General features: G+C 70.9%; 12 protein-coding genes. 7 read left to right on the plus strand and 5 right to left on the minus strand.

Going from position 1 to position 14,796, the window contains the following annotated elements; translation table 11 throughout:
- Positions 1-86: 86 nt before the first annotated feature.
- The 3 genes from lpdA to HUT18_RS09115 all read right to left on the minus strand — a co-directional run bounded on the left by lpdA (position 87) and on the right by HUT18_RS09115 (position 3,285).
- A complete protein-coding gene (gene lpdA / locus HUT18_RS09105; protein WP_176099413.1) occupies positions 87-1,490 on the minus strand; it encodes a dihydrolipoyl dehydrogenase in 1,404 nt (467 codons plus the stop codon).
- 374 nt (positions 1,491-1,864) lie between these two features.
- Positions 1,865-2,311, minus strand: coding sequence for a phospholipase (locus HUT18_RS09110; protein WP_176099415.1), 447 nt, complete (start codon positions 2,309-2,311; stop codon positions 1,865-1,867).
- A gap of 416 nt (positions 2,312-2,727) precedes the next feature.
- Positions 2,728-3,285: a hypothetical protein gene (locus HUT18_RS09115; protein WP_176099417.1), complete on the minus strand. Its 558-nt coding sequence runs from the start codon at positions 3,283-3,285 to the stop codon at positions 2,728-2,730.
- A gap of 307 nt (positions 3,286-3,592) precedes the next feature.
- On the opposite strand from HUT18_RS09115, the gene HUT18_RS09120 reads away from it, so the two are divergent.
- Positions 3,593-3,832, plus strand: a complete 240-nt coding sequence (locus tag HUT18_RS09120; RefSeq protein ID WP_176099419.1) for a hypothetical protein — start codon at positions 3,593-3,595, stop codon at positions 3,830-3,832.
- Between the two features lie 75 nt (positions 3,833-3,907).
- Positions 3,908-5,104 (plus strand): hypothetical protein, encoded by a 1,197-nt coding sequence (locus HUT18_RS09125; protein WP_176099421.1) that lies wholly within the window; start codon positions 3,908-3,910, stop codon positions 5,102-5,104.
- Between the two features lie 87 nt (positions 5,105-5,191).
- On the opposite strand, the gene HUT18_RS09130 is transcribed toward HUT18_RS09125, so the two are convergent.
- A complete protein-coding gene (locus HUT18_RS09130; RefSeq protein ID WP_176099423.1) occupies positions 5,192-6,220 on the minus strand; it encodes a ParB/RepB/Spo0J family partition protein in 1,029 nt (342 codons plus the stop codon).
- A gap of 373 nt (positions 6,221-6,593) precedes the next feature.
- Between HUT18_RS09130 and HUT18_RS09135 the strand changes: the two genes are divergently transcribed.
- From HUT18_RS09135 to HUT18_RS09150, 4 genes are all read left to right on the plus strand, one after another.
- Entirely contained in the window at positions 6,594-7,496 is a 903-nt protein-coding gene (locus tag HUT18_RS09135) for a sigma-70 family RNA polymerase sigma factor (protein WP_176099425.1), read from the plus strand.
- Positions 7,497-7,905: 409 nt separating this feature from the next.
- The gene (locus HUT18_RS09140; protein WP_176099427.1) at positions 7,906-8,694 is read left to right on the plus strand and encodes a response regulator transcription factor; all 789 of its coding nucleotides are present in this window, start codon (positions 7,906-7,908) and stop codon (positions 8,692-8,694) included.
- 416 nt (positions 8,695-9,110) lie between these two features.
- A complete protein-coding gene (locus HUT18_RS09145) occupies positions 9,111-9,905 on the plus strand; it encodes a DUF3050 domain-containing protein (RefSeq protein ID WP_176099428.1) in 795 nt (264 codons plus the stop codon).
- 175 nt (positions 9,906-10,080) lie between these two features.
- Positions 10,081-10,674, plus strand: coding sequence for a TetR/AcrR family transcriptional regulator (locus tag HUT18_RS09150; RefSeq protein ID WP_176099430.1), 594 nt, complete (start codon positions 10,081-10,083; stop codon positions 10,672-10,674).
- 171 nt (positions 10,675-10,845) lie between these two features.
- Here HUT18_RS09150 and HUT18_RS09155 read toward each other — a convergent pair whose 3' ends face one another.
- Positions 10,846-11,310 (minus strand): ATP-binding protein, encoded by a 465-nt coding sequence (locus HUT18_RS09155; protein WP_176099432.1) that lies wholly within the window; start codon positions 11,308-11,310, stop codon positions 10,846-10,848.
- Between the two features lie 379 nt (positions 11,311-11,689).
- On the opposite strand from HUT18_RS09155, the gene HUT18_RS09160 reads away from it, so the two are divergent.
- Entirely contained in the window at positions 11,690-14,770 is a 3,081-nt protein-coding gene (locus HUT18_RS09160; RefSeq protein WP_176099434.1) for a LuxR family transcriptional regulator, read from the plus strand.
- Positions 14,771-14,796 lie beyond the last annotated feature (26 nt).

Here is a 14,796-nt window from a genome sequence, read left to right on the forward strand (position 1 = left end):
CCCGGCTCCGTCATGACGTATACGTACGAGCACGAAGAGGACCGGACCCCGATCCCCGTACCGCCCGCGTCGGAACCGTCAGAACGTCAGAAGTTGATCATGTGCCCCGCGAGCCCGTGCACCGCTTCCTTGACCGCCTCGCCCAGCGTCGGGTGGGCGTGAACGTTGCGGGCGACCTCGTGGACGGTGAGGTCCCACTGCTGGGCCAGCGTCAGTTCCGGCAGCAGCTCGGTGACGTCGGGGCCGATGAGGTGGGCGCCGATCAGCTCGCCGTACTTGGCGTCGCTGATGAGCTTCACGAAGCCGCCGGAGTCGCCGAGACCGTGCGACTTGCCGTTGGCGGTGAAGGGGAACTTGGCCACCTTCACCTCGAAGCCCTCCAGGCGGGCCTGCTCCTCGGTCCAGCCGAAGCTGGCGATCTGCGGCTGGCAGTAGGTGGCGCGCGGGATCATCACGTAGTCGAGTTCCATCGTCTCGGCGTCCGCGATGGTCTCGGCGGCGATGACGCCCATCGACTCGGCGGCGTGCGCGAGCATCAGCTTGGCGGTGACGTCGCCGATGGCGTACAGGTGCGGCACGTTGGTGCGGCAGCGGCCGTCGACCTCGATGGCGCCGCGCGCGTTGACGTGGACGCCGGTGGCCTCCAGGCCGTAGCCGGTGACGTTCGGCGCGAAGCCGATCGCCTGGAGCACCTTGTCCGCCTGGAGCACCTGGCTCGCGCCGTCCTTGCCGGTGACCGTGACACTGACCTGCGGTCCGGACTCGTCGATGGACTCGACCCGGGTGCCGGTGAGCACGTCGATGCCGAGCTTGCGGTAGCGCTTGGCGAGTTCGGCGGAGACCTCGGCGTCCTCCAGCGGGGCGATCCGGTCGAGGAACTCGACGATGGTGACCTTCACGCCGTAGTTGTGAAGGACGTACGCGAACTCGATACCGATGGCGCCCGCGCCCGCGATCACGACCGACCGCGGCAGTTCATCGGCGAGGATCTGCTCCTCGTAGGTGACCACGCGCTCGGTGCGGCTGGTGCCGGGCAGCAGGCGCGGGGTGGCGCCGGTGGCGATGATGCAGTTGTCGAAGGTGAGGATCTCGGTGGAGCCGTCCGCCTTGGCGACCTGGAGGGTGTGCGGGTCGGTGAAGGTGCCGCGGCCCTCGTACTCGGTGATGTCGTTCTTCTTCATCAGGAAGTGGACGCCCTTGACCCGGCCGTCGGCGACCTTGCGGCTGCGGCGGAACGCCTCGCCGTAGTCGAAGCTGACCTCGCCGTCCACCTTGATGCCGAAGGTCTTGCGCTCGTGCGTGAACAGATGGGCCAGTTCGGCGTTACGCAGCAGGGCCTTGGTGGGAATGCAGCCGACGTTCAGACAGACGCCGCCCCAGTACTTCTCCTCGACGATCGCGACCCGCTTGCCCAGCTGGGCGGCGCGGATGGCGGCGACATAGCCGCCGGGCCCCGATCCGAGTACGACAACGTCGAAGCGCTCGGCCATTGGAAGATCCCTTTCCTCTGTACTGCCGTACTGCCGATGTGCCGAGGCCGCGGGTCTGCGGCCGGCGGGGCGGCCGGACCTGCCCGCTCGGGGTCACCGGCGCGGCGTCGGACACCGTCGCCCTGACCACAGTGTCACCGAACGCCTCGGCACGCGTGTCACCCAGGTCACGCCCGGCACAGGCGGGCGGGGGCGCATGGGCGGATACGCCCGGATGTGTACGGCATCGGTCGCGCATACCCAGGCGTACGACCGCCAAGTCGACGCGCGTAGCGCGACGGCCCGGGTGCCCCCCGTGGACATCCGGGCCGTCGGTGGTGCTCAGGTGGTGCGCGTGCTCAGGTGGTGCGTGGGGCGCTGTGCCCGGCGGTCCGTCAGCCGAGCACCTTGACGGCCTGGTAGTACGTCCAGGCGGTGGAGTTGCAGGCGGTCTTGGTGGCGCCCGAGTGGCCGTTGCAGACGCGCTTCAGGTCCTCGTAGAACGCCGAGTCGATGCGGGCCTTGTTGGCGCTGAAGGTGCCCATGGCCTTGTAGTTGCGGTAGCCGAAGTCGTGGCGCGCACAGGACAGCTTGAAGTTGAAGCCGAACGGGTTGTCGGGCGAGGAACTGCAGTAGTCCGTCGACCAGTCGAAGTTGTAGGAGGCCCACTGGCCCTGGTTGTTGCGGGCGGAGTTCCAGGCGTTGTAGCTGGAGGCGCTGGTCTGGGTCCAGGAGCTGAGGACCTCGGGCTTGGTGGCGGCCGAGGCGGTGCCGGTGGACAGGAAGGTGGCGGGCAGGGCCATGGCCGTGGCGGCCAGGGTCAGGGCGTAGCGGCGGCGCATGCGAAACCTCCGGAGGGGGGCGAGAGCCTCGCGGGGTCACGAGGCGCCAGAATCCTGCCCCTCCAGAGGTGCGGCCAACAGGCACCGTCAGCGAGCCGAAGGTGAATTCTTCATGCAGAACACCGCCCCAATGGCCCCTGACGACAAGCCTGTTGACGGAAGTTCAGAAGAAGGTCGGTACAAGGTCAGGGGCAGGTCGTGGAAGTGTCCGGCAGGTGTCAGGAGTCGCGCCGCCTTACATCGCCCCAGCGTGTCGGCCGTGCGCGGGCCGCGGCGCGCGGGTACGGTCCGCCGCTCGCCGGTGGGCGGTACGTGAACGGGCCCGGCGAGGGCGAGGAGTTGAGGTGCGAGAGGGCGCGCGCGAGGCGCCCGCGCTCCCGCGTCACACCCGGGCGCCTGCCGAACGAGGCCGTGTGTCAGGCGAGGTTGTCGCGGACGCCGGTGAGGACCTTGCCGAACCGCTTGCCCGCCTGCCCGTCGGAGAACGCCTCGGCCAGCGAACCGAGCGCCTCCAGGACGGGCAGCGCCCGGACCGGGGCCACGTCCTGGAACGGCTCCCACGGCTGCGGAAACGGGGCGGAGACGAGCCACGGATCGGGCACCGGACCGAGGACGAGCCAGGGGTCGGGCAGCGGACCGGCGACCTCGTTCCCGCCCACCGGCGGCTTCGGCCAGCGGACGCCGACGGGAAGGGGCCTGGGCGGCGGGCAGAGGTCCTCCAGCTCCGAGAGGGTGTCGAGGACGGGCTCCATCCGGGCGAAGACGTCCGCCGGAGTGAGCGACTGACGGTTGCCGTTCAGTCCGGCCGCGACCCGGGTCAGCTCCGCGTACACCTCACGCGCCTTGGCCTCGGGCAGGGCGCGCAGGAGATAGCGCTGCGTCTGGGCGACCAGGAACCGGTCCCAGTCGCGCGAGTTCCGGATCCGCTTGAGGACGAACGGGGGCAGGTCTCGCACATCGTCGTCGGTGCGCATGGGACAACCTTTCCTACCGGCCGCACAGCGAGGCCCGGGGCCCGGCGGCGCGGCAGGTGAAGTCGACTGATACACGGCCAGATTCGCAGCGCCGCGCGGCGGGCGACCGCCGGGCCGAGCCGCTCGGGTGAGGCCCGCCGGCCGGCGCACCGGGGAGCCCCCGCCACTTGGCCGGACAGAATCGATCATGCGGAAGCTGTACGGGTGAAACCTGTGCCGGAGGTTCCGGATACGCGTGGAATTCGGTCACCATCGACCGACGCGAGGAAGGGAATTCCCGCGAAAGTCCACTCCGGAAAGGAACCCGATGAAACACGACCCGAAACTTCTCGACGCCCAGGTGGACGACATCAGAAAGCTGGTCGGCCAGATCCACGACGAACAGTACTGGGCCGATCTCACCGACTTCTGGCGGCGCCCGGGCTGGACGACTCCGGCGGAATGGGTTCTGGTCTCGGGTCACCTCGAATCGGTGCGGATGATGCTGGAACAGGTACGCCGGACGCAGGAGACCCTGCACGAGGGAGTAAGCGCGGTGGGGGGCTGAGCCCCTGACCACACCCCGTCCGTCCGCCCCTCTGCGCACCTCTCCCCCATCCCTCGCTCACGGAGGACACCGGACATGTCCGAGATCCTGGTCAACACATCCACCGCCGGAATTCAGCAGTTCCCGACGGTCACCGAACTGTTCGGTACGCACTATCTGGTCTGCTGGAGCGATTTCCAGGACGGCACGGTAAAAGGCCAGGCCTTCCGGGCGGACGGAACTCGGGCCGGTACGGAATTCGTCGTCAACGAGCCCGGTCCCGAGTCACGGCGGCGCATTCTCCCGGCCGCCGACAACACCGGCATGGGACCGGTGGTGGTCTGGATCGAGGTACCCGCCGAGCCCGGCGGGCGCCGGGTGAAGGCACAGCGGCTCGACCAGTCGCGGCAGCGGCTGGGCGCGGAGATCGCGGTGAGCACCGACGACGTCGACCCGGAGCACCGTCCCACGGTGGCCTCGCTGCCCGACGGGGGCTTCCTCGTGGTCTGGGTCGGCTCGGCTCAGGAACGGCGCGTCCGGGCACGGCGCTACGGTCCGGACGGCGCACCGGTCGGCGCGGAGCTGGCCGTCAACGCCACCGCCGGATTCCACGAACGCCCGGTCGTGACCGCACTGGGCGGCGGCGGTTGTGTCGTCGCCTGGGTCGGCGCACCCGGCGTCGGCGGCGGCCGCGCGGTCTTCAGGATCTTCGCGTCCGACGGGACCCCGGTGACCGGCGAGGTCAAGCCGAACCTCGCCGGCTTCCTGGGCCGCAGCAGCAAGCCCGCCGTCGCTGCACTGCACAAGCCCTACGTCGGCCCCGACGGACAGCTCGCCTTCCGCAGCCACTTCGCCCTCGCCTACGTCCGCGCCGTCTCCGAGGACACCTCCAAGGTCTACTCGGCGGTCTACGACGGCGACGGCGTCGAGCAGGTCCTGCCGCTGCCCGCGTCCGAGGGGACCGGTATCACCTGCGACGATCCGACGGTGGCCACCCTGTCGAACGGACGCGTCCTGGTGGCCTGGACGCAGAAGAACGCGGGCGCCGCGGTCCCGAGCGTCCGGGCACGGATCGTCTCCGACGAGTTCGGCGCCATCGGCGGCGAGGTCACGGCCGAGTCGGGCACGGCGGCCGACCGCTTCCAGGTACGGGCCGCGGCCGTCTTCGACGGCGGGGAGGGCAATACGGCCTTCCTGACCTGGGCCGACCGCGCGGGAGCGGCCGAGGACCCCTCGGAGTTCGCCGTCCGCGGCCGTCTCCTGACCGTGGCCGCCCAGGACTTGTTGCCGTAGTGACCTGAGTCGGAGACGCGTCGGCAGTAGGCGACCGCAAAGGCCGGGCACCCCGCCGGGAGGCGGGGCGCTCCTCCTCGGCCTCGGCTACTCCGCCCGCTGCTGCAGCTGTTCGGCGAGTTCGCTCCACGCGGCCGCGCAGCTACGGGCCAGGTCGGCGACCTCCGGGGCCCAGTGGCAGGGCAGGCCGCGGCCGAGGGTCTCCAGGCCGTCGCCGTCGACGGAGTAGTGGTGCAGCCAGCGCAGCGCGCGGCGGCCCGCCTCGTTGAGCCGCAGGGAGGGGTCCTCGCTCAGCTTGGCGAGGAGCTTCTGCCGGTCCACGCCGACGGGGACCCGCTCGGTACGGGCCGGGGCGGGCTGCGGGCGGCGCCGGTTCGCGGCGGCCGGGTCGCGGTCCTGCTTGCGGGTGTTGCGGTAGCGGCTGGGCACCGGGTCCTCGCCGCGGGCGATGCGCTGGCGTACGTCCCGCACCGTGGCCGGGGACAGTCCGGTCGCCCTGGCCACCTCGCGCAGCCCCGCCTCGGGCCGGTCCAGGAACATCGCGGCGGCGCGGCGGCGGCGCTGGCCGCTGTCGAGCGGGCGTACCCGGCCGTCCCTGCCGAGCCGGGTGGCCGAGGGCGCGGTGTCCGTGACCGAGCGGATCCGCGAGACGGTCTTGTCGGAGATGCCGGTGGCGGCGGCGACCGCGCGGTCCGACCACTGCGGGTGGGTCAGGATGATCCGCGCCGCGGCGGCGGCCCGGTCGGCGCGGGACAGCGGCAGCCCGTGCGTGACGTTGACCTTGACCGACAGGACAAAGGCGGCGGCCTCGTCGCAGTCGAGCAGCCGGGCGTCGATCTCGTCCTGTCCGTTGAGCTGGGCGGCGCGCACCCGGTGCACGCCGTCGATGACGCGCATGGTGGCGCGGTGCACGGTGATGGCGGGCAGCGGGCGCCCGGCTCCGGCGAGCAGTCGTACGTGGTCCTGGTCCTCCCCGTTCAGGCGCGGAGAGTCCGCGAGAGCAAGGGAGTTGATCCGTACACGAGTGACAGGGTGCGATTCGATCCAGATGGCCGACGACTCGATCTCGTCCAGATCGACTGCCGGGGGAGTCAACTGCTCGGCCAGAGACAACATGCACCTCCTGACAGCAATTCGGAAGCGGAATCCAGTTCCGGTAGCGATATTAGAGGCGAGCCCGATCACAGTGTCAACAGCGGGGCCGAGAGGCCGGATTGGGCCCTGTCGAGTTCCGGCCAAGGTGTGAAGCTTTTTGGCAACGCCATCAACTCATCCTTCTCACCAGGGAATTGAGATTCCGGATGTGTCCGTTCCGGCAACGGCGGACCAATACCGGGCGGCGCACCCGTACCGTGGGATGGCCCCGCACCACGCCTGCCGTGCGGCGATGGCCGACACCACCTCCCCGCGGCCCGCCCTCCCCGTGTCACATACGCTGCGTCACAGCCGTCATTCCCATGACGGGACACGAGCCGCGATGAGGTGACCGGTGAACAAGGGCGACTGGCCGACGCTCGCGGAGGAGTTCGAGGCGCACCGGAGTCATCTGCGAGCGGTGGCCTACCGGATGCTCGGGTCCGCGGCCGAGGCGGAGGACGCCGTACAGGAGTCCTGGCTGCGGCTCGGCCGCGCGGACACCACCGATGTGGAGAATCTCGGCGGCTGGCTGACCACCGTGGTCGGCCGCATCTGCCTGGACATGCTGCGCTCGCGCACCGCGCGCCGCGAGGAACTGCTCGGCGGCCCGCTGCCCGAGCCGGACCCGCACACGGGCGGAGCCGGGGATCTCCCTCAAGACCCGGTGCGCGAAGCCGAGTTGGCCGACTCGGTGGGCCGGGCGATGCTCATCGTCCTGGACACCCTCACCCCCGCCGAACGGCTCGCCTTCGTCCTGCACGACATGTTCGCCGTGCCCTTCGGGGAGGTCGCCACGATCATCGGCAAGTCCCCGGCTGCGGTGCGGCAGCTCGCCAGCCGGGCCCGGCGCCGGGTACAGACCGCCGACACCTCGCCGGACTCGGATCTGCCCCGGCAGCACGCGGTGGTGAGCGCCTTCCTCGCGGCGGCCCGTGACGGACGCTTCGGCGACCTGCTCACGCTGCTCGACCCCGAGGTGGTGCTGCGCGCCGACCCGGTGGCGGTTCCGCCGGGCGCCCTCGCGGAGGTCGTCGGCGCCGAGGCCGTGGCGGGCCGGGCGCGGATGTTCGCCGACCGCGCCCAGGGCTCCCAACTCGCCCTGGTCGACGGCCGGATGGGCATGATGGCCCCGGCGTACGGCGCGCTGACACCCGTCGGCGCCTTCGAGGTGCGGGGCGGACGGATCACCCGTATCGACATCATCGCGGACCCCGCCCGCCTGGCCGCGCTCGATCTGGCGCTGCTGCCCGCCTGACGAACGGCCGCCCCGGACCCGGGCCTCTCCCCCGCCGCCAACGGTGCGCCGGGGGACGCACGCACGCGGGCGGGGCGGCCGAATCCCTTCGCTCCAGGGTCACTTGACACCCGCGCCCGCGAAGAACGACCGGAACCCATATCCGGAATTGACCCCTCCCGCATCCCCGGGAAAGCCTGACCAATTCCCCACCGCGGGCCTGGCGAAATCGGGTAACGTCCCAGCGCGAGGCCACTCCTCACCTTCTTCGGAACAGTTGTGCGGCCATGACGGGTGGCAGCCCTCTGTCCGGAAAGAAGGGTCGCGCTCCTTCATTTCCGACACAGCCGTCTTGTAGGTTCGCCTTCCGTTTCGGGTTCCGACGGCTTTTTTGGCCACCGGGCGGAGCACATGACTCAGGGGGAGAGACATGGCACAGATTTCGTCCGAAACGCTCACGGAATCCGGCATCACCACGCGCCCCGGCCCGGCCGCGCCGCACACCGGCGAGAGCGAAGGCGCCTCGGCGGCGGTGCGCAAAGCCGTGGAGCTCCCCAGCGGGCAGCGGATCCTGGTCGTCGACAACGACGGTGACAGCGCCGAGTCCCTGGTACTCGGACTGCGCAGACACGGCCACGAGGCCGTGAGCGTCAAGGCGGGCGCAGCCGCCCTGACGGCCTTCGAGGACATGGACCTGATCCTGCTCGACCTCGAACTCCCCGACCTGGACGGCCTTGAGGTCTGCGGGGCGATCCGGTCGGTCAGCCGTATCCCGGTGATCATCGTGACCGCCCGCGGCACCGAACTCGACCGGGTGCTCGGACTCCAGGCCGGGGCCGACGACTTCCTGGTCAAGCCGTACGGCTTCCGCGAACTCCTGGCGCGTATCGAGGCGGTCATGCGACGTGTGCAGCAGCAGCCGGAGACCTCCCGGGAGATCCAGCACGGCCCGCTGCGGATCGACGCGAACTCCCGCGAGGTCAGCCTGCACGGCCGGACGGTCTGCCTGACCCGCAAGGAGTTCGACGTCCTGCTGCTGCTCGCCTCGCACCCGGACACCGTCATCCCGCGCAAGCGTCTGCTCCAGCAGGTCTGGGGCGACTCCTGGTCCCGCAGGACCATCGACACCCATGTGAGCAGCCTGCGCGGCAAGTTGGGCAACAGCGGCTGGATCGTCACCGTGCGCGGTGTGGGATACCGACTGGGCGGCGGCGTCTGAGCGTCCGCCCACACGGCGTACGACAACCCGCGAATTCCCGCGTACTGATTTCCGGTTTGCTGTCGATCGCCGACCTCACCGGAAACTCCCACTGAACGCCAGGACAGACGGTCCGGCAAGGCGTTCACAGGCGAAAACCATGACAGGAAGCGGCGATTCCGTTTCCATTTCCCGGTCGCCGCAAGGTGTGCAACAGAGAAATTCCCGCACTTGCACACACCCGAACCCGCTCTCACCTGGAACACGCCTGCCCCGCGCCCCGTTTGCACTCGATCGCCGGACCTCACATCACGTTGCGAGCCGATGTGAGGTCCGTTCATAGTGATGCTCACAGCCCGCTGTGTGCTGCCGTGAGATCAGCCCATAACGACTCTCGCGGCAGCGGCTGCCACACATACACGAGCAAGGGGATTCCTGTGTCGCGATACGACTGGGGTAAAGAGAACGCCCGCATCGAGAAGCTGCGCGCGGTCATCGAGACGGCGCGCGCCGAAGTGGTCAAACACCCCATCTACCACCAGCTCAACACGCTTGAGGACGTCAACACCTTCAACGAGAACCATGTGTTCGCCGTCTGGGACTTCATGTCGCTGCTCAAGAGCCTTCAGCGCAGCCTGACGTGTGTGCAGGTCCCCTGGGTTCCGCAGGGCTCCTCGGAGAGCCGCCGGCTGATCAACGACATCGTCCTGGTCGAGGAGAGCGACGAGCTCGGCGACGGTTTCATCAGTCACTTCGAGATGTACGTCAACGGCATGGCCGAGGCCGGTGCCGACGTCGGCACGATCAACGGCTTCCTGGACCGGATCCGCGAGGGCGAGCGCGTACGTTCCGCCCTGGTCACCGCCGAGGTGCCGACGGCCGCCGCCACCTTCGTCAACGCCACCTGGGACTTCATCGAGACGGCCCCGCTGCACTGCCGTGCCGCCGCCTTCGCCTTCGGCCGCGAGGACCTGATCCCCGAGATGTTCGACCAGGTCATCAAGGTCGACGACCAGGGCGGCAAGCTGGCCACGTTCCGCGAGTACCTGGCCCGCCACATCGAGGTGGACGGCGAGGAGCACACCCCGATGGCGATGGCGATGGTCGCCGACCTGTGCGGCGATGACGAGGCCAAGTGGGAGGAGGCGGGCAACACGGTGACCGCCGCCCTGCGCGCCCGAGTCGCCCTGTGGGGCGGCATCATGAAGGCACTGGAGGCACAACGGGCCTGATCCATCGGCCTGTTGAGCCTTCCGCCCGGAAGGCCCCGCTCGCGAAGCCGCGTACGCACCCACCGCGTACGCGGCTTTTCGCGTGCTGTGCAGGCACGTTGAACGGGTACCCGTACCTCTCCCGATCGGGAAGAAACGGAGGCATAGTATAGGTAAAAACGGAAGGAGGTTCCGCATGAGTTCCACGGGCAAGGACGAGAATCCCACCCCCCCACATCCCCGCCGCCGAGCGGATGCGGAACGCAACCGGGCCCGCGTGCTGAGCGCCGCGCGCGAACTCTTCGCGGAGCGCGGCTCCGAGGTCTCGATGGACGAGGTGGCCCGCCGCGCCGAGGTCGGCATCGGCACGCTGTACCGCCACTTCCCGACCAAGCAGGCCATGGTCCTGGCCGCAGGTCAGCAACGCTTCGGCGAGATCCTCACCTACTACCGCACCACCTGCCGCGACTCCGCCGAACCCCTCGAAGCGCTGCACCTGTTGCTCACCCACATCGCCGAAGTGGAGTCCAGGGACCGGGGGTTCGCGACGGCGGTCACCCAAGGCGCCCTCGGCTCCGCGGGCCCGCGCAGCCCCCTGCGCGAGGACCTGGAAGCGGAACTGATGTCACTGATCGGCAAGGGCCAGTCGGGCGGCACCATCCGCGGGGACGTCCAGGGCTCCGACATTCTCGCCCTCACCTGCGGCCTGACCTCGATCGTGCACCACCGCAGCGGGGACTGGCACCGCTACATCGACATCGTTCTCGACGGCCTCAAGCCCGCCCCGTAGACGGCGGGAAGCGGAAGGGGACGGCGAGCACCGAGAGAGCGAAAGCGGCGCGGGCGCCGAAGAACTTCCGGAGGCCGACAGGGCCACCGCATCGGGAACGCCCTTATGAAAAGCGGAAGTTGAGTATGCGGGTGCGGGTGCGGGTGCGGGTGCGGGTGTGGGTGCGGGCCCTCAGGCCCCGACCGCGATCTCGGCACGTACGCGCGTGCCGTAATCGCTGCCGTCCACCTCGCAGGCGACCGCGTAGGCGTCGACCAGGCGGAGCCCGCGGCCGCACGGGACGTTCGCGTCCTGGCTCGCGCGGCGGGCGCCCTCACGGCGCTTCCAGCGGCCGTCGTCGTCGACATGGATGGTGAGGGAACAGTCGCCGCGCACGATCCGCAGGGTGACATCGCGACTGCCACTGTGCAAAAGGACGTTGGTCACGAGTTCCGTGACGATGACGCAGGCCGCTTCCTCGGCGTTGCCGGGCAGGTCCCACTGCCGGGAGGTGTCCCTGGCGAACCGTCGCAGCAGTGGGACCGCTTCGGCACTCACCGGCATCGAACACAGCGCCTCGGTGACCCTGGCAACTCGCGCCCGGGCCGCGAGGCCGGTGAGGGCGGCGAGCGGTCCGGGGTTCTTGACGGTGCTCATGCGTTGCTCCAGATCTCCTGACCGGGGTGAGTCGGGATGGTGGATACACGCGCTGACGGCGTCGGCCTGCTTGCTCTGGCACCCGGTCGATGGAGAGGCCGGACCGCCTTGTGGGGAGACGGTCCGGACGCTCACCGACCGCGTCCGGATTCCTCGTGAGGCCCCGGACACGTACCTGGGGGGTGGTGCGATCCACCATCGGGGCTGGCCGTAGGGGCACACAATCAGGGACACTGAACTACGGATACGCAAACAACTCCCGACCCGGCAGGTGTCGCGACCGTGCCGTACGCGCACCCTGCCGAGGTGCCGTGCACCGCACGCCGCCAAGCACAACCGCTCGGTCGGACAGGACCATGAGCAGGGGCGTGATCGCGCGGTGACCGGCAGTGATACTACCGCAGGTAGCCGACTGCGCCACCTGCTGGTCTCGCAGAGCTCCGAACCCAGGATCGCGCTGGTCGCGGGGCGGGCCGGGACGGGCAAGACGCGCCTGGTGGAACGGCTCCTCGAACTGCCCCAGTCCCGCGCCCGGTCGGCACTCGTCCTCGCCTTCACCGCCTCCGGCGAGGCGGTGAAGCGCGTCGAACGCCCGCTCGTACGTAGTACCGCCGCCACTACGTCCACCCCTCCCGCGACCGCGGACGCGAACCACCCGCGCACGGCGACCCACCGGACGGACAGGTCGGACCAGAGAGCGGAATACGGCACAGAACGGGCGGACCGGGCAGACCGGTTGGAACACCTCGATCGCCCGGACCGTGTCGACCGCATGGACCGTGTCGACCGCACGGACCGTCCGGAGCGCGCAGACCGTCCGGACCGCACGAGCGGGACGGAACCCAGACCCTGCATACCCGGCGCCCGTACGGAGACCTTCGCACCGGACGCCACCCCCGCCGCGCCCCACACCGCGACCACGACCGCCCCCACTCCGCCGTCGCCCGCGACCCTCGGCGCGCTCGCCGCGCTCGGCGACCTCGCCGCCGCCACCGACCCCGTCCTCCTGGTGGCCGAGGACGTGCACCGCGCCGACCCCGCCGCCCTCGCCCTCCTCACCAGGCTACTGACAAAACCGCCCGCCGGACTCGTCGCGGTACTCACCTACCGCCCGGAGGAACTTCCCGAGCCGGGGCTGCCGCTCGGCGGCCCCGTCGACTACCCGGCCGAGGCGGCGGTCATCCGGATCCCCCTCGAACCGCTCACCGAGGAACAGATCGCCGCATACGCGGCGGAAGTGCTCGGTGCGCACCGGTGCAGCGCCGAGTTCACGGCGCGGCTGCACCAGCGCTCCGGTGGCGTGGCCCAGGTCGCGGCGGACCTGCTGCGCGCGCTCGACGACGGTGGCAAGGAACCGTACGGCGCCGCCGAAGTGGACGCGGTGGGGGTCCCGGTGCGCCTGGCCGAACTGATCGCGGGCCGCATCCGCGCGATACCCGCCGAGCACCGCCCCGTGGTGTGGGCGGCGGGCGTGCTCGGCGAGCCCGCCCCGGCGCACGAACTGGCCGCCGTCGCCGGAGTGCCCCTGGAGACCGGACGGGCCGGGCTGCTCGCCGCCGAGGCGGCCGGGGTGCTGCGCGAACTCGACCGCGGCCGCTACGGATTCGACGTACCGCTCGCCGCGCACGCGGTGCACGACCTGCTGCCCGGCACGGTGCGCGAGGACATGCACCGCAGGGCCGCCCGTACGCTCGGCCGCCGCCAGCCGGTGCCCTGGGCCCGGCTCGCGCGGCACCACCGGCACGGCGGGCGCACCCGGGACTGGCTGCGCGCGGTGGAGCGCGCGGCCGAGCAGTACGCGGCGGGCGGCAGGCACATGGACGCGATCGTCCTGCTCGACCGCACGCTCTCGGCGACCGGCATCCCCCAGCACCATCGGGTGAAACTGGCCCTGCTGCTCGCCCGCAGCGCGGTCATCGCGCTGCGTGTGGACGAGACGGTCGGCGTGATGCGGCACATCGTCGAGGATGTCGACCTGCCCACCGAGGTACGCGGCGAGATGCGCCTGGACCTCGCCCTGCTGCTGTCCAACACGGTCGGCCTCGGCGAGGGCGGACGGGCCGAACTCACCCAGGCCGCCGAGGAGTTGGAGTCCCGTCCGGATCTCGCGGCGCGCGCCATGTCCGCACTGGCCATGCCGTACTGGCCCGGCCCGCCGCTGGAGGCCAACCTCCGCTGGCTGGAGCGGGCCGAGGAAGCCGCCAAGGAGAGCGGCAACCTCGCGGTACAGATGGCCGTCGCCGCCAACCGGGCCACCGTCATGCTCAACATCGGCGCTCCGGGCGCCTGGCAACTCGTCGAGCAACTCCCCCGGGACACCGAGGAGTTGGCGGCGCGCCAGCAGGTGGCGCGCGGCGTGGTCAACGCCGCCGACTGCGCGTACTGGCTCGGTGAGTACGCCACGGCGGACGCGCTGCTCGCCGAGGGCCGCGAACTCGCCTCCCGCACCGGCGCCTCGGGCGCCCACCGGACCGGCCGCAGTACCGAACTGCTGCTGCGGATGGCCACCGGCCAGTGGGCGGCTCTCAGCGAGCACGCGACGGCGTACGCGATCGAGGTCGGCGAGGACCATCTCGCCGCCGTGGACGCCAACTTGGTACGGGCGCTGCTCGCGTTGGCCCGCGGCGACTGGAGCACCTGCTTCGAACTCCTCACCGGCAACGCCGTGTCGAACGAGGAGAGACCCGTACCGCTGGGCGCCGCCGCCTCGGCACTGCGGATCCGGCTCGCACTGGCCCGGCGGGAGCCGGAGGCAGCGGCCGAGGAAGCCGAGCTGGCCTGGGGACGGCTGCGCGCCAAGGGCGTCTGGGCCTGGGCGGCCGACCTCGCGCCCTGGGCCGTGGAGGCCCAGGCCCTCACCGGTCGGCGCGAGCGGGCCGCCCAGTGGGTGACCGAGTTCGCCGAGGGCGTCGAGGGCCGCCCGGTCCCGGTCGCCACCGCCTCGCTCGCCCGCGCCCGGGCCGCGCTCGCGGAGAGCGCCGAGGAACACGTCACCGCCGCCGAGCTGTTCCGCGAGGCCGCCGAGTCCTACGAAGCACTGCCGCGCCCGTACGAGGCGGCGCTCGCCCGCGAGGCGGCGGGCCGCTGCGCGCTGGCGGCCGGGGGCCGCGAGACGAGCCGCGGGGTGGACGAACTGACCGCGGCGGCAAGGGTGTTGGACGACCTCGCCGCAGTCTGGGACGCCGCCCGGGTACGCGCGACCCTGCGCACCAACCACCAGGCCCCCGACCGCCGCCCGCCGGGCCGCCCCGGCTACGGCGACCGCCTCTCCCCGCGCGAACGCGAGGTGGCGGTACTCGCGGGCCGTGGCCTGACCAACCGCGAGATAGCCGAGACGCTGCACCTGTCCTCCCGCACCGTCGAACAGCATGTGGCGCGTGCCCTGCGCAAGCTCGGTGCGCATTCGCGACAGGACTTGGCCCAGGCGGCGGAGGCCCAGGGGCCCGAGCAGGGCCAATAGGGCTCGTAGGGCTCGTAGGGCTCGTA

It is taken from the genome of Streptomyces sp. NA04227, assembly GCF_013364195.1.
Classification (GTDB): Bacteria; Actinomycetota; Actinomycetes; order Streptomycetales; family Streptomycetaceae; genus Streptomyces.